This is a genomic window from Enterobacter cloacae complex sp. 2024EL-00214, from assembly GCF_043945575.1.
Taxonomy (GTDB): Bacteria; Pseudomonadota; Gammaproteobacteria; order Enterobacterales; family Enterobacteriaceae; genus Enterobacter; species Enterobacter cloacae_P.
Genome location: NZ_JBIMRC010000006.1, coordinates 184,560 through 200,438, shown reverse-complemented (window position 1 = coordinate 200,438; position 15,879 = coordinate 184,560). Strand labels below are relative to the sequence as shown.

Sequence of the window (15,879 nt, the reverse complement as noted above, 5' to 3'; positions counted from 1 at the left end):
GAGATATCCTTATTCAGAGTGCCAGTCCAAGGCGGTAATAAACACAAAAACGGTCTGGGGTGAGTTCTGTAGGCCAGGCAATCGGCCGGCCAAGGGTCAGTTGACTGGAGAGAAAGCGTCCGGTACTGGCAAGCCCGACAGCGCTTCCCCATAGCGTACCGGAGGCGTTAGCGTCGTCGTTGTCATGCTTTAACCAGCCGCCATCAACGGCAGCGACAGCGCTGATCTCCCCGATCCCCGGCAGGCTGAAGAGGCTAATATTCAGTTCGTTACGCCAGTAGCCACCGTTGTCTCCGGCCAGATACTGCTCTTTAAACCCCCGAACCGAGCTTTCACCGCCGATTGTCAGGCGTTCGCTGCCGTACAGCCGGTCGCCGGTTGCCTGTCCATACAGGCTGGTCAGAAATGTGACGCGCCGGGTGAGGGGGCGGTAGAAGCTGGCCGTTAACGACCCTTTAGTGAATTCCGCTTTGGGAGCGTCTGGTGCTTTGCCCTCATCATTTTCAGCACCCAGCCACGGAACACCTTTCGTCAGCGCCGGGTTGAAGGTCGCAGATCCACCGGCAACTTTCTGGCTGTGATTAATACCCACCATGACATTTGAGAGTACCCGGCTGCTGCTTTTCAGCGGGGCGTCATTCAGCCAGTTGCGGCTGTTACGACGCGCCATGCCGAGGCTGAGGGCCGTTTTCATATCACCGTTGCGGTACAGCACGTCCGTGAGCGTCAGACGATGGGTCTGAGTATCGCCTCTGGAGTGCCAGTCGTAGCCCCGGCTACTGACTGTGCTGAGGTAGTTGTTCCAGGAATAGCTGTAATCGAGCAGCGCGTAGCCGTACGGCAGGCTCAGGCCTGCCTGAAAACTCTGAGCGTCATGGCCGGTGGCGAAATCACTGCTGCGCCCGCCGTTCAGTGACCATTTATCGGCCAGACCAAGCAGATTATTACCCGTCAGCGATCCGGTGAGCTGACCAGTGCCGGTGCTCTTCTGCCCGCTGTTATCAAAACCCAGCGATGCGTTGAGCGGAAACTCCGGCGTGGCAGTCAGGCTGACCACCGATAAACCCTGGGTGGTGCCGGGCAGAATTTCAATCTGTACCGGGACGCTACGCAGGCGGTTAATCTGCTCCATTCCCTGTTCGATATCACGCAGATTAAGAATATGACCTTCCGCACCAGGAAATACGGTGCGCAACATGGCCGGTGTCTGGCCATCGAGTTCAATTTTCTCCAGCCGGCCTTCCAGAATTTCCAGTGTTAATTCGCCGTGGGATAAATCCTGTTCGGTCAAAAATGCCCTGCTGGTAATATAGCCCCGGCTGATGTACCAGTCGGAAACGTTGTGCGTCAGTTCACTTATTTTTGCCAGATTCAGACAGCGGTGGGAATAAGGCGTGGTTAGCTGCTGTTGTTGTTTCTGGCTAATCAGCGTGGCGTTATTCAGAGTAATGCGATTAATCAGAAAACAGGGCCCGCCATTATTTTCTACAGGGGGCGAAGGTAATGCCGGAGCAGGCGTCAGGCGTTCCAGTTCCTCGCGTTGCTGCTGATTTTGTTGCAAAATATCCTGCTGCTGTTGCTGAAGGGTTTCCCTGTCAGCCGGGCTAAGCCGGGTCGCTAACGAAGTACAGGAATAGAAAATGAAAAGAGAAGCCAGCAGATAACGCCAAAGCATTTGCTCATCCATAAGCACAGAGTGATTTTTTATATCTTAACATATTTCGTTATCCAGCAAGTTATTTCCAAAAAAAATACAAAAATACGCTACCATAAATGAAATTGTCCTTTAAAAAACATTCCTTAAACAACACTGACGTGCAGGTAAACACAATGACCATGATTTAAATTAAATTTAAAGTATATTTGACTTTAAACTGAATCATCCTCAGGTCTAACATACGCCTCAGCGTGATTTAAGGTGCTTATTCGATACTCCGACTCCCTGTACCCGCTCCGGTTTACGGAGAAGTCAGCATGTCGTTTTTATTCGCTAACCTATCTTCAGTCGTTGTGATCTGGTTATCAGATTGATAACAATTTGTCATGCGTTTTGCTTTTGAGCCGATAATTGCGATACCAGATAACAGTGTTCATATGGATGTATCACTATGCGGGATAATCAACCGGTTACACAGAAAGAATTTGTTTTCGACAGCAAGGCGACGCTGATGTCGACAACCGATGAGAACAGTTACATTACTTATGCGAATGATGCTTTCATCAATGTGAGTGGTTTTACCGCCGATGAAATCAAGGGGCAACCTCATAACCTTGTCCGTCATCCCGATATGCCCAAAGAAGCTTTTGCAGATATGTGGTCAACGCTTCGTCAGGGTGAGCCCTGGTCAGCACTGGTAAAAAATCGCAGGAAAAATGGCGATCATTATTGGGTTCGTGCGAATGCTATTCCGGTAATAAGAGAAGGTAAAATTAAAGGCTATATGTCGGTAAGGACACAGCCTGAAGAGGATGAAACCCGGGATGCCGAGAAGATATATCGAAATTTTCGCGAAGGTACAGCAAAAGGACATAAGTTTCACAAAGGGTTGATTATTCGTACAGGCTGGATGCGATGGCGTTCACTACTCAAAACACTTCCTCTGAAATGGCGATTACGTATTCCGCTTTTAGCAACCTTACTGCTCAGTATTCCGGTTGCATGGTTGTCCTCCATTAATATTGAAAAACTGGTAATTTTTATCCCCCTGATGACCATGTTATTACTGCTTGTTACCGCATGGCTTGAATCACAAATATCCCGCCCGATTGAACAATTATGTCGAAACGCTAAAGAGGTCGCCAGCGGCGCGATGTATAAAGTCACGCTCCTGGACCGGGTCGATGAAGTAGGGATCATTTCGCGCTCGATTAGCCAGCTTGGGCTCATGTTCCGATGGCTGGTGGATGATGTGAGCGGTCAGGCCATTAATGTACTCAAAGCCTCCGATGCGCTGAGCACGGGAAATAACGATCTCAGCCAGCGAACCGACCAGACCGCATCGAATGTGCAACGTACCGCAGCCACGATGCATCAAATGGTGACTACGGTAAAAAATAATACCGAAAGCGCCTCCCAGGTCAAAACGCTGGCACAGGAATCCCGGGATGCCGCTGAGAAAGGCAGCGATGTAATGAGCAGCATGATATCCATGATGTCTGCAATAACAGAGAGTTCACTGCATATATCGCGGATTACCAATATCATCGACAGCATTGCATTCCAGACCAATATTCTGGCGCTTAATGCCGCAGTGGAAGCCGCCCGGGCCGGAGAACAAGGGAAAGGCTTTGCCGTGGTCGCAGCAGAAGTACGCAATCTGGCTCAGCGTAGCGCGAATGCCGCGAAGGAGATTAAACAGCTCGTTGAAGAAAGCGTTCAGCATGTCCATTTGGGTACACAATTAGCGGATGACTCCGGGAAAACCATGCAGGAAATTGTGGAGCGGGTAAAAAATGTGACGCTGTTGATTGCGCAGATTAGTGAGGCGACGGCAGAGCAGGCCGGTGCGTTAGGTGAAGTTTCTCATTCTGTTGAAAAACTTGATGAAATTACACATCAAAACGCGACGCTCGTTCAGCAAAGTGCCGATGCGACGGCAAAGATGAATCATCAGGCAACACAACTGGTCGATGCGATTACCGTTTTTCGCTAGCTGACGATCTATTTTTTTGCCCGGTAATGTCTTTCAGGCTGGAACAACGTGCCATTTGAATGGCACGTTGTTTAAAATATGCCATTCCTGAGCTGCTATTATCTCTTTTTATTTAAGGGACCCTGATACCGGCGACTGAGCCCAGTCCAGAGCAAAATCAGCAACGGCTTCCCAGCCTGACTCACCGCAAGTGAAATGACTTCTGCCAGGGAATAGTTTATAAGCGCTGATGGCACAAGAGGCTTTGGCATTTTTCTCAAAATTCTCTCCTGCGTTTTTTAACCCGCATCCTATCTCCTGTTATCAACTGGACTCAACCGGAATCAAGTTACCGTTGGGACATTCTGTGTTCGGTTCAGAGATACGCCCCAATGAAGCTTAATGCCTGGCATCGTATCACCCCAGTAACGGTGTTTACACGCTACCGGAATTATCGAAGGCAGGTTAAGTACTTAACCTTATAACCTGTATAAATACGTTTGGGGGCAGCACCGCGTGTAACTGTTGAGCCAGGCCCAGCCGCGGCGGCGACAACGATCCCTCTGAAGACCCACCCTTAAAATTTTCAAGCCAGGGTTTAAGGAAGCGTTCTGGCTTCTTTTTATAGGGTGGAGTGCTGCAACTTGTCGAAGAAAACCGCTGCCTTAATGGGCCTCGAAAAGAAGTAACCTTGTAAAAAACTGACCCCCATCGCGACCAACTTCTCACGCTGCGAGGCGCTTTCCACACCTTCCGCAATGGTCAGGCACCCCCTGTCTTTTGCAATAGCGATAATATTGCGGACGATGGCCTCTTTGCCCTCGTCCGTTTCAATTTCTTGGGTAAAATGTTTATCGATCTTGATGTAGCGCGGACGAAGTTGCATCAACAGCTTATAATTGCAGTGGCCTGTACCAAAATCATCTGCTGAGAGTGTCACCCCCAGCATATCAAGTTGCTGACAAAGTTCTCTGACAAACGCGGAGTCTTCAACGGCGACTCTTTCGGTGATCTCTAGCCCAATATGTAATGCTGTGTTCGCCGTTTTATCCCTGAATGACTGACAGGCGTTTAACAGGCTATGGCCTGCAAAATCCGCAGCCGAGACGTTGAAAAATAGCGTCGTTAATGGAAGCGATTTCAAATCCAACGACTCAAAGCTTCGGATTACCGATTGGATGCCCAATTCGGTGATGCGGCTTACCAGGCCATTTTTCTCAGCCAGGGGAATAAACCGATCCGGCGGAACATTGCCCCATTTCGGGTGCTGCCACCTCATCAAAATCTCACCTGCAACAATATTGCCGCTGCGAGCCTCTACAATCGGTTGGATGAAAGGCTCTAGCTGGTTATTATCGATCGCCTCTCGTAACATAAAAAACATCGATTGACGATGAATCAGGTATTTTAAAAATAATATCGAGAGTCCTCCGGAAATTAAAAAAATCAGTAAAATCCTGTCATGTTCACTCTGCCAGAAAGTGAGCAAACTAAGCGGTACCAAAGGTAACGCGCTGACACTATATTTAAATTGTGTGGAGGAATACGTGATCTGCCCTTCAGGTAACAGATTTTTAAAAATATTCCCAGTGGCATCAAGCGAAACACCATTCACCGTCATAATATAAGAGTAACTCCCGTGATATTTTTTAAGTTCATTTTGAATATAATAATTATCCAGGCCGACCATGACGCTTTTTTCTCCACGGGACACGTGGTAGACCAACAGTGATTTAGAAGGCTTGACGGAGTTATCGCTCATTAAAAAGAGTGATTTAGTGGGGGGCCAATGTGCGTCAGATGTAAAATTCACACCGCCAAAAATTGAAGAGCAATAAAGGTGTTTCCCCTGCAGTAAATTGATGGTTGTTACATCCGGTAGCGTAGCCACCAGCTTACGTACTTCAGTCTGTACTTTATTGTTACATTGACCATTAAGCAGGTCTGTCGCACGATTACCCGCGATGCTGGCATTGCTAATAATGCTGTCCAGTTCACCAACGATAGTCTGTAGATGGTTCTGGGTCAGTTTTTTTTGATTTGTTATTAATTGATGAAAAAGAAAACTTACACCTGCGGCACAGAGGACAAAAAAAAGAGTTATACAAATAATAATGCTATTGCGGTAACGCATATGGCTCCAGATGTTTTCATTCAAAGTGAAAGTCGTAAATGAAATTTATTTAATGAATAATGAACAACATCCAGCTGTCTGTAATTATCAGAGGACAATTACAGCTGTAGGCAAAGACGTAAGTAATAATAAGCCACTGCTTATCTTATGCGAATTTTCGGCGGGGTCCGCTTGCGGCACCCAGATTTCCTCTGGCGTTAATATCGCTATTGATACGTCATGGTAAATGACAGCACGCCGTTAGCGGTACCGGTAGTGATCGTATCCCCGGTCTGATAATAGCGCGCCTTTAGTGGCACGCTGAAACTGCCGCCTGTTGAGGAGGTTCCCACGGCGATATCGGAACCCAGCGCCATCGGCAGATTGTTATAAAGCAGCTGAATCCCCACGCCTGTCGCTGCGTTATTGCCACTGGTAGTATTGATGACCCCTCTGTTGGCATCAAAAATACTCCCCTCCATTTTCACGCTGACCTTTGTTCCGGCGTTGCAGGTCATCGGCAGGTTGAACGATTGGGTGTAAGCATCTCCGGGCGTAGATCCTTTGCCGCTAAATGTGTTTTTATCCACATCTCTCATATCAACAGGTATTGATGTCGTTGCCAGATTACAGGCCGGGGTAGTCACCGTGAACGCATTGATACTGACATTCGCTGCGGGGGATTGCCACAGCAGCGCGTTATTCAGCAAAACCAGCGCACCTACCGTTCTCGCAGTTATCGTTCCGGATCCCGTTTCCGTTGCGGTTTTATAAAACGTCACTGTCATGGTGCCATTCAACGTCGGGCTGACCATTCCGCTGGTGTTCTCACAAAGCTTAGCGGTATTGATATCGCCCCGAATAGTATTACTTCCGGTGACTGCCGTGCTGCCGCCAGCACATATTGTCGTGGAGCCCGAGATGGCATAACCAATACCGTCGACATTGGTTTTATACACTCGCCGGCCGTTCACCATCGAATCAAATGTGCCGTTCGCCATCACACCGAAAACCTGACTGGAGATCAGACCCTGATCCGAATTGAAACAACTAAACGCATTGATCGTCGGTGTCACGAGCTGTGTTCCGATAACCGCGCCTACGGGGAGGTTGCGCGATATCGTAATATTCTGCGGTGAGACAGCGGTTGAAGGCGTTGTTGTGGTGCAATCCCAGGCAAGAACCGTACGAGAAAACATCCCCAGCGCAGCAATAATCAGGGTGGTTAAAATAGGTTTCATTTTTCTTTCTCTCCGGCTCAATGACATTGCGCAGTAACGTTGTGCGTTTTGTCAGAGGGCTGTGTTATCTGATAGGCCGCACGGCAGCTTTCGCCAGCCCAGTTAACTTCAACGGTACCTTTTTCCGGTGCGCCGTTTAGCCAGACCCGTTTGTGATCGTCCACAATGCCATTCGCCACGTTATCGCGATTTTTAACGATGGCTGTGGCCCCGAACGGGATCTCACTTCCAGTCAATTGCAGCATGACTTTGTAACCCGTTACGGTGGGGTAATCCGCCAGCGCCAAAGCACCTTTTGTTGGTACTACCGTTCGCGTATCATTGAGCACATCGGTATTGTTATTCAGCGTAGCGGTATCCAGCGACAGGCTGTTCTGTCGATATGGCGTAACGTACGGCACCACCGCAAAACCTTTGCTGTCGGTGTAAATACCGCTATTGTTTGCCACCTTCACTCCGGCAGCGTTATCCGCTTTCACCAGCGCCAGGGTCTCGCCAAGAGGCTGAGTCGCGGCGATGCCGTATGGATGAACCACCAGTCCGCCCATCGCGCCAACGGAAAACTGGCGGTTATCACGGGAATAGCTGTAGCCCAGCTGATACTCCCCATGGCGGCCTTTATAATTGGCGGAAGCGCTGCCCATCGCGTCGGAACCTTTGCTGTTATAGCCTTGCTGCACGTTCCAGCTCAGTTTTTGATCTTCCAGCGCAGAACCGGATAATCCCATCTGTGAAACGCTATCGCCTTTTTTGTTACCGTTAGCAGAAACGGTCATCCAGCTGTTTGGCAAAAAACGTGATAGCGGGATCTGCATCGTAAAAGCGACGATATGATCGTTGTCATTGCGCCATGGCCCCTTTGAGTAGCTGTAGTTCAGGCCGTAATTAATATTGTTAACGCTGGTGTTGTATCCCGCGTTAATGCTGCGCTCGCTATTACCTCCCCAGTAATCCTGTTGCCAGGCTGAGAGATTCAGGTTGCCCCAGTCGCGAAGTCTTTGATTCAGCGTTATCTGAGCCTTACTACGTTTATTTCGCTGATAGCGCCAATTGTCATCAAGCTGCATCTCATCGCTTGCAATACGAAACGGATTCACATCGCCGTTTGCTTCCTGAAAATCGCGAAAGCCCGATGAAGAGTAACGATAACCCGTCAAATTCAAAGATGTTCCTGTCGTCGCGAAATCTTTGGCGTACTGTGCGCGTAACGAAACCCCTTCTGACGTCTTTTCAGGCAACTGCGAACGAGCAAACGTGGTGTCAAAAGAGAGTGAGCCAATATCCCCAAACCCCTTACCTATACCCAATGCGCCTGACCAGTAATCTTCAGAAACTATCATCCCGCCATACACCGTTGTATCCCACGGTAAGCCATAGCCCAGGGTACTTTGCAGGAATGTCGGTTCCTTATCCTGGTCGCTTGCCGCCCGATATTTTCCCGCAGCTAGCGCATACCTGAATTGACCTTCGCGCTGCATAACCGGTACCGTAGAAAACGGCTGGATAAACTGATGCACGGAGCCGTCCGCTTCACGAACCGAGACGTCGAGATCGCCGCTGGCGGCGGTGGGATAAAGATCGTCGATCATAAAAGGTCCCGGGGGAACATATGATTGCCAGATAATATTCCCGGCCTGACGTATGGTCACCTGAGCGTTGCTCTGTGCAATACCGCGAACCACAGGAGCAAACCCGCGTACGCTTTCCGGCAGCATCGAGTCATCTGAATAAAGCTGCACACCACGGAAATTCACGCTGTCGAAGACCCCAGCCTGGGTATAACCATCACCAACGCTAAACTGACTTTTCAATACCTTGATATCTCGCTCAAGCGAGGTGCTAATTGTGTTCCAGCGGCTCATTCCATTGCTGTTGTTATAAGTTGAATAATTACGGAGTCGCCAGGGACCTGCATTGATACCGCTACGCAGATTTAAATAACTGTCGTTGTGCGATTCGGCGTCACCACGGTTATTCGCAGCTGAAAAGTTATAATTCACAAACAGCATATTCAACCCGTCATCCCACTGCTCCGGCGATACGGAACCCTGAGGATCCCGTCGCAGATATTCCTGCGGAACCGAGACTTCAAGCCGCATGCCATCAAACTGAAAATGGCTCTGACTCCCCGGCAGGAGTTCGCTGATATTGTCGATCTTCGCTGATTCATCCATATCCATCCAGCCGGGCTGCGCGTTGGGTTTTACTCCCCAGCGCGTAAAATCTTCCCGTTTCAGAGTCGGTGATAAGGCACTTTCATTTCCGACGAATGAGATATCGCGTGTTTCCACATAGTTACCGTTAAGATAAATTTCCACATGATAAACACCGGGAACCTGCCCGTCGGTTTTGCTAAAAAGGGATATATCAATGTCCCTTGGGGTATTTCCGCGTGTTTCAATAAAGTCTGGCGAGAAATAATCTTCCGCCAGCCCTGGTGTAGCGCGTAAACAAAAAAGAATAAACAAAAATAACTGAGTTAGTTTAGCAAAACCTGACACCACATTGGTCTGGGACATGGATGATTAACCTAAAAATTAAATTTATGCTCAGCCGTGATACCTCCGAAATCATTGATCGCACGCCATGATATTTCACCACCATTTAACGCCGACTGAGATAGCGATAAGGTTTGAAATGGTAAAACCATTGGAGGTTTAGCTAATTCTTTTCCATTCACTTTCACATGATAAAGCGACACGCTATAAGGTGACGGATTATGCACATTCAGTTTCCCATCAGCGACTGAAAAAGTTAATTGTTGATATGCCAGTGAAGGATCTCCTTTTAGGCCAGACGGGCGATAAAAAACCTTCATTTTGCTTTTTACTGCAATCAGCAACTCATTTTTCGCATCCGCCGACGATGACGGTATTGATTTAATATTTAGCCAATACACGCTTTCCCGGTCCTGAGGTACAGAATTACCGATTAACATCACACGAACCGAATTCTGCGCATGCGGATTTAGTTTAAATAAAGGCGGCGTGGTAATAAATGGACTATCACCATCGTCACTGTTTTCATTGCTACTCACCCATGACTGAATCAGATATGGTGTATTGTCCGGGTTACTCACGCTGATTGCCGCCTGACTACCGCTACTATTATAAATAAGTCGGGTGCCGCCTATTTCCACACCACTAATTGCCGCGGAAGAGAGAAGGAGTAAACTCACGGCGATTTTTTTAAGTACTTTCTGTAACATGAAGAGATCCTGAGAGAATAACAAGGGCCACAAGTGGCCCTGTTTTTACTGGTAAGTCACGGTAAATGATGTCGAAGAGTTTGCCGTTCCCGCACCAACGACTCCCGTTGCCATATATTTAGCAAAGTAAGTCAGCGTGTTATTAACATCTTCCAGCAGACTTACCCTTGCTGAGGAGGAACCCACCGGAATCAGCGTCGTACTGTCCTGCTCATAGAGAGCTACTCCGACGTTAGTTGCAGTTTGCCCGTTGCTCAGCGCCAGAATGGAGGGATTAGCGGTGTTGGTCGTGCCATCAAAGCGAATGCTGGCGCTGGAAATACTGGCCGGGCAGGATTTCAGCACAATGTTAAAACGTTTCGCCGCCGCCGTAGTGTTATTACCGCCGGTAAAAGCGGTGGTTGAAATGGTGCCGAGCTCAACGGGTTGAGCGATAGACGTTGTGTCGACCACGCATGCCGTACCCGTGATACTACCGGTAAAATTAATTACCCCATCAGCAGCATTTGCAGCCTGAGAAACGGACAGCGACACAAGAGCAGAAAGCAGTGCAATCTTTTTCATATATAAATTCCATATAGTTAATTAAATTGTAAGAAAACAAATTTTAAATATTAAAGAAATCCATGTGGACTTTTACATTCATAAAACCATTTTTAATAAAGCATGCTACTCAGTCATATTCATAAGAGCTCTGCTTATAGACCTCACTGCGCGCAATGTTCTGATACAGCGCAACACGGTTACCTTGCTGTAGTTTAAAAATCAGACTGCGGCGATGTGCATAAAACGTTTTTATTGTCATTCCTAATTGCTGGCTAATCTCTTTGACATCCAACCCTTTTTGTATGCAAGAGAGCACTTCTTCCTCACGCTGAGAAAGTGAATATTTCACTCTGTAATTATATTGTGAGTTCTTAACCAGCAAACAGGAGAGAATTTCATTTAATCGGCACTTCTTGTCAATAAAGACGAAGTCAGGCATATGCTTTAAGGCATAGTAGTCAAGAACGTTGCTGATAAAAATAATAACTTTTTTTCCGGAAATTATGTTTTTTCGCACCTCAGATATGCATATCGTTTCAATGTCTATAATACAATAATTTTCATCAATCAACTCCGGAGTTAACAACTCACTCATGCCGACGATAAAAAAATAATCATCAGAAAAAATGGAACCTGACAAATCCATAAACTTACCTTCCAGGCATAATCCTCTTTATTATTTAGCGTCAGTAATCCCTCTCATGTATCAGTGTGAAATTTACAGAAATTATATGTTTATAACAGTATAAAAGTAATGGATTTCGGACTGGGGGTTAAAAACGATCGTTTCTACTATCTTTTCATCATTCAAAGAACATTAATCCATTAAAAACAATGAAAGACAAATAAAAACACCAGTTAAAAATAAAAATTATGGCATTTAAAACTACCATGAAACATAGGTGCAACTTAATGATCTATGGTTGTTTGATAGCCAGAACTTGTAATAATCATCAATTTGGATTTTTCTTAGGTAATATTCTATCGTCACTTAACAAAAGGTACTGCATCGGAACAGGGCTAATTTTACCCGGTTAACAGTAGAGCAACATCAGCGAGGGCTTATTATTCTGTCGGCAAGCGCCTACATATGTAGGAAAAGAGGCTATTGCTGAAATTTTTCAATGGCCTGGTCAAGCTTGTTGAGCGAGCTTTCGATTCGGTTCAAAACGTCGAACAGTTCTGCCGCAGAAACAGCGTCAGGCAATCGTTCTTCCAGCATTTGGGCAATAGTGATGACTTCATTAATGCCCAGCAATTGAGCAGTGCCGTTGAGGCGATGAATATGATACTTCACTGACGGATAGTCTTCGTCGCGTGCGGCCACCCGGGCTGCTTCTAAATCGTGTCGATTTTCCCGCTGTGCATCATGCAGTGCCGCGAGCATAAGCCCCCGATTGCCTTGCGCCAGCACCGCCAGGCGCTTCTCATCGAACGCCCCTCCATTCGTCTGGCTTACTCCGGCTAACAGGCCAGAGATCTGCGCGAGGGTAATTGGCTTAAACAGACAGTCGGTCATTCCCGCCGCAAGGCAGCGTTCACGCTCATGCTGCTGCGCTGTAGCGGTCAGACCCCAGATGGGAAGATCGCTATCAAATCTTCTTACTTCGCGGGTAAGCGCAATACCGTCCATCACGGGCATGTTAAGGTCGGTAATCAATAAATCGTAACGGTCCTGCTGAAGATAGCGTAATGCCTCTTCGCCGTTTTTCGCTTCATCCGCAGCAATTCCCAGTGAGGCGAGCTGACGTTTTAACAGCAGACGACTGGAAGGGTGATCGTCGGTAATTAATACCCGCAGCGCTTTGCCAATAAACGGAGGCGGTGAGGGCTCAGTTTCAACGACTTCAGTGAGTGCATCATATGAAATTTGTACTGGCAGGCTCAGCGTCACGCTGGTTCCCTGATTAAGTTCACTTTGCAGATCTATTGTGCCCCCCATCTGCTTCATCAATGCCTTTGTGATAGCCAATCCCAGCCCTGACCCGCGATGAAATTCCCCCATTTTCCCCTGACTGAAGGGCATAAAAAGCGACTTTTGTTCTTCGCCGCTGATACCGGGTCCTGTATCGTTTACAGAAATTACCAGTGTGTGATTCAGCTTCTTCGCCGAGACCTGAACGTGTCCATGACGGGTAAATTTCACCGCATTGCCGATAAGATTCATCAGTACCTGTCCCAACATCTGTGGATCTAGCTGCATAGCTTCTTTTGGATCCAGATGCGAGTCATAGCGCAGTCCTATCCCTTTCTGCGCGGCAAGCGCGGTAAAAAGTAATACTTTTTCTTTGAGAATCGCATCAACATGCACCCACTTCGGCATCACTTCCTGCAAACCGGACTCTATCTTCTCCAGATCGAGGATCTCACCAATCAGTTTCAACAGTGAGCGCGAAGCTGTAACGGCATGATCGACCGAGGTTTTATCTTCAGGGCTGAGGTTTGTCGTTGAGTTTTGCAGCAGTTCCAGAAATCCCACAATGGCACTTACTGGGGTGCGGATCTCGTGGCTCATATGAGAGAGGAAGTTTCGTTTCTCTTCATTCGCTTTCTGCGCTTTGTTCTTTTCTATCACCAATAAACGCTGCGACTCTTTTCTTCTACGTACCTGCCGTGCCAGGTAGAGCACCCAGAGTAAGGTGCTGACCACCAGCAGCGTAGCGAGGGTCGCGACCAGGTAGAAGGGGCGGTTATACAACTCCCAGGTATCTATTTGGACGTCCGGCAGACGTACCCATTTACCGACAATCTGTAAAACTTCCTTCTGGGGGATATCGTCCAGGGCCTTATCAAGGATCTGCCTTAATTCAGGCTCTGAGCGGGGAACAGCAAAACTGATTGCCGCCGGTTGCACCTCCGGTAACGGGAGCCATGTCAGCCTGTCGGGATAATAATGTTCGCTGAGGTAGCGGGCGGTGAGCTGATTAGAGATCGCTGCGTCTACTTTCCCCGTTGCAACAAGATTTAATGCCACGCTGGAGTTTTCTACTTCTTGCCAATGGATATTCGGATGACGGGCTTTCATTTGCATCAGTAGCGGGTGATCTGCGCTTATCGCCACGTGCGCCCCTGCCTTTAGCGCTATCGCCTGAGCATCTTCTTTTCTGACAACGGTGACAAACTGGGTGGTAATAAAAGGATGAGTGAAGGAGAGGGCGTTTTGGAGGCTCAAATCATAGGTGGCGGCCTGTACAATATGCCAGTTGCCTTTTTTCATCTCCGAAAGCATATCTTCATGCGAGTTGACGACAACTGTTTCGTATTGCAGGCCGGTTTGCAGACTAATCAGATTAAGAATATCCCCTACAATACCCCGTACTTCCTGATTATTGTCGGCCATGGTGTAAGGTGCAAACCACGGATTAATAATTACCCGCAGCGTTTTGTTTGTTTTTAGCCACTGTTTCTCACGAGGCGTCAGATTGAGTGGTTCGAGCAAAAAAGAGAGATTGCCTTTGTCGATCATCGACTGCGCAATTTGTCCATGCTGATTTTCATCTATTGCATTGATGGTGCTATTAATGATGTTCAGCAAGCGCTCTTGTGCCGGTAAGAATAAAAAGTGGCTCATTTTCTGCGGCGAAGGCCAGTATTTAACCGTACTCAATGCCAGGCTGAACTCCTGGGAAAGCCAGGTGCTGGTGGTCAGCGAATCTCCCATAAACCATCTATTCTGCCCGGTAATAACGGAGTTCAGCGCCTCCTGATAGCTGGCGTAATTGGCTATTTCGGCATTCGGAAACGCCTCATGAATGAAATCAGCGCCAGGATAGCCCTCAACAACCGCAATACGAGTACTTTGCGGACTTTGCAAGGGCCCCATAACGTTAGAGAGCGAGGTCACCAGCACGGGCCAGGAATGCACCAGTGACTCCGAGAGCTGAATACCCTCCTCAGCGAACGGAAACGTATCAAGACCGGTCAACACCGTGTCAATCTCACCCGCACGTAGTGCGCGGATCGCATCGGCGCGGTTTTTATAGCTCAGCACGGCGATGCGGACATTTAGCGAGTAATGGATTAGCGTCAGATAGTCAGCATTCATTCCCCTGTAGCGCCCGCTGAGCGTGGTTTGCACCAACGGAGCCTGCTCCGGTTGATAGACCCCGACGCGTAGCGCTCTTTTCTGCAACAGCCAGCGCTTGTCATCCTCGCTCAAGTAAACCGGTACCGGCGTAATGTAACTATATCCCGACAGCTCCAGCTCAATGGGGGAGGCATCCTGAGCATAAACAGCACGTCCGCTGAAAACCCAGAGGAGCAGGAGTAGTACAAGCCGTAGATCCATCTTCAGGTCAGCTTATTCTGATGGGCAAAAGAGAGGAGTTCGACTAATGATTTACAGCCTAATTTTTCCATTAATCTCGTTTTATAGGTGCTTACCGTTTTACTGCTAATATACATCGCTTCGCCGATCTGTGTATTATCAAGGCCGCTCAGCATATAGTTCATTACTTTCATCTCCTGCGCGGAGAGAGATTCAAGACGCTGGTTATCCGTGAGTGCCGCAGACGGTTCTTCCAGGAAAAAGGGAAAGTAGCTATAACCATTTTGCGCCGCATTAATCGCTGCGAGGATATTTTCCATATCCTGCTTTTTACTAATAAAAGCATTCGCGCCAGCCTGCGCGCAGCGTTTACTGTAATAGCGGTCGTTTTTTGCTGATACTACGATTAACACACCGGTAAAACGCTGCGCCCTGAGTTTCTCTACCAGCTCAACGCCATTTATGCCGGGGATTTCGACATCCACAACGACGATATCCACCGCTGTTTTCGTCAATGCCTTTAGGGCCGCAGCCCCGCTTTCAAACTCTTTGATGATGACAATGTGCTGTTTTTCCAACACGCCACGTATGGCCATGCGCGCCAGGGGATGGTCATCCACAATAACGGCGGTAGGAGACAGAGGCTCATTCATAGGCTACCTGAAAACTGTAAATCGTCGGAGACAACATACTCAGGATGATATCCTAACGATACGGCTGACTGATTTATAAATTAAAAATTTTTGTACCAGCTCACGTTGTGGTGGTCAACTAAAACCGGCCACCAGTTGAGGTTATTCCTGTATCGATTTTCTTGTAACCATCCCTGTAAACCGAACCATTCACTTTTAGAGATCTTCCGACATATTGAT

10 protein-coding genes are annotated in these 15,879 nt (G+C 47.8%); 1 reads left to right on the top strand and 9 read right to left on the bottom strand.

The genetic code is table 11. The features are described 5' to 3' along the window. Nucleotides 1–13: 13 nt before the first annotated feature. Complete coding sequence (locus ACHHZ6_RS09490) at nt 14–1,687, bottom strand: ShlB/FhaC/HecB family hemolysin secretion/activation protein (RefSeq protein ID WP_395122142.1); 1,674 nt, start codon at nt 1,685–1,687, stop codon at nt 14–16. A gap of 421 nt (nt 1,688–2,108) precedes the next feature. On the opposite strand from ACHHZ6_RS09490, the gene ACHHZ6_RS09485 reads away from it, so the two are divergent. After that, nucleotides 2,109–3,653, top strand: coding sequence for a PAS domain-containing methyl-accepting chemotaxis protein (locus tag ACHHZ6_RS09485; RefSeq protein WP_196390885.1), 1,545 nt, complete (start codon nt 2,109–2,111; stop codon nt 3,651–3,653). Nucleotides 3,654–4,254: 601 nt separating this feature from the next. Here ACHHZ6_RS09485 and ACHHZ6_RS09480 read toward each other — a convergent pair. The 8 genes from ACHHZ6_RS09480 to evgA all read right to left on the bottom strand — a co-directional run bounded on the left by ACHHZ6_RS09480 (nt 4,255) and on the right by evgA (nt 15,660). Further along, nucleotides 4,255–5,766 carry an EAL domain-containing protein gene (locus tag ACHHZ6_RS09480; RefSeq protein WP_182919461.1) on the bottom strand — a complete coding sequence of 504 codons (1,512 nt, stop codon included), beginning with the start codon at nt 5,764–5,766 and terminating at the stop codon, nt 4,255–4,257. A 206-nt stretch (nt 5,767–5,972) separates the two neighbouring features. Beyond that, on the bottom strand, nt 5,973–6,986 hold the full coding sequence (locus ACHHZ6_RS09475; protein ID WP_182919462.1) for a fimbrial protein: 1,014 nt from the start codon (nt 6,984–6,986) through the stop codon (nt 5,973–5,975). A gap of 17 nt (nt 6,987–7,003) precedes the next feature. Continuing rightward, a complete protein-coding gene (locus ACHHZ6_RS09470) occupies nt 7,004–9,505 on the bottom strand; it encodes a fimbria/pilus outer membrane usher protein (RefSeq protein WP_395122141.1) in 2,502 nt (833 codons plus the stop codon). Between the two features lie 11 nt (nt 9,506–9,516). Then, nucleotides 9,517–10,194 (bottom strand): molecular chaperone, encoded by a 678-nt coding sequence (locus ACHHZ6_RS09465; RefSeq protein WP_395122140.1) that lies wholly within the window; start codon nt 10,192–10,194, stop codon nt 9,517–9,519. A 45-nt stretch (nt 10,195–10,239) separates the two neighbouring features. Next, nucleotides 10,240–10,758, bottom strand: a complete 519-nt coding sequence (locus tag ACHHZ6_RS09460) for a fimbrial protein (protein WP_196390888.1) — start codon at nt 10,756–10,758, stop codon at nt 10,240–10,242. Nucleotides 10,759–10,867: 109 nt separating this feature from the next. Further along, a complete protein-coding gene (locus ACHHZ6_RS09455) occupies nt 10,868–11,386 on the bottom strand; it encodes a LuxR C-terminal-related transcriptional regulator (RefSeq protein WP_395122139.1) in 519 nt (172 codons plus the stop codon). Nucleotides 11,387–11,845: 459 nt separating this feature from the next. Beyond that, complete coding sequence (locus tag ACHHZ6_RS09450) at nt 11,846–15,028, bottom strand: response regulator (protein WP_395122138.1); 3,183 nt, start codon at nt 15,026–15,028, stop codon at nt 11,846–11,848. A 2-nt stretch (nt 15,029–15,030) separates the two neighbouring features. Then, nucleotides 15,031–15,660, bottom strand: coding sequence for an acid-sensing system DNA-binding response regulator EvgA (evgA, locus tag ACHHZ6_RS09445; RefSeq protein ID WP_182919467.1), 630 nt, complete (start codon nt 15,658–15,660; stop codon nt 15,031–15,033). Nucleotides 15,661–15,879 lie beyond the last annotated feature (219 nt).

Coding starts and splice junctions, on each gene's coding strand:
- ACHHZ6_RS09490 (WP_395122142.1), bottom strand. CDS start 1,687: ATGGATGAGCAAATGCTTTGGCGTTATCTGCTGGCTTCTCTTTTCATT.
- ACHHZ6_RS09485 (WP_196390885.1), top strand. CDS start 2,109: ATGCGGGATAATCAACCGGTTACACAGAAAGAATTTGTTTTCGACAGC.
- ACHHZ6_RS09480 (WP_182919461.1), bottom strand. CDS start 5,766: ATGCGTTACCGCAATAGCATTATTATTTGTATAACTCTTTTTTTTGTC.
- ACHHZ6_RS09475 (WP_182919462.1), bottom strand. CDS start 6,986: ATGAAACCTATTTTAACCACCCTGATTATTGCTGCGCTGGGGATGTTT.
- ACHHZ6_RS09470 (WP_395122141.1), bottom strand. CDS start 9,505: ATGTCCCAGACCAATGTGGTGTCAGGTTTTGCTAAACTAACTCAGTTA.
- ACHHZ6_RS09465 (WP_395122140.1), bottom strand. CDS start 10,194: ATGTTACAGAAAGTACTTAAAAAAATCGCCGTGAGTTTACTCCTTCTC.
- ACHHZ6_RS09460 (WP_196390888.1), bottom strand. CDS start 10,758: ATGAAAAAGATTGCACTGCTTTCTGCTCTTGTGTCGCTGTCCGTTTCT.
- ACHHZ6_RS09455 (WP_395122139.1), bottom strand. CDS start 11,386: ATGGATTTGTCAGGTTCCATTTTTTCTGATGATTATTTTTTTATCGTC.
- ACHHZ6_RS09450 (WP_395122138.1), bottom strand. CDS start 15,028: ATGGATCTACGGCTTGTACTACTCCTGCTCCTCTGGGTTTTCAGCGGA.
- evgA (WP_182919467.1), bottom strand. CDS start 15,660: ATGAATGAGCCTCTGTCTCCTACCGCCGTTATTGTGGATGACCATCCC.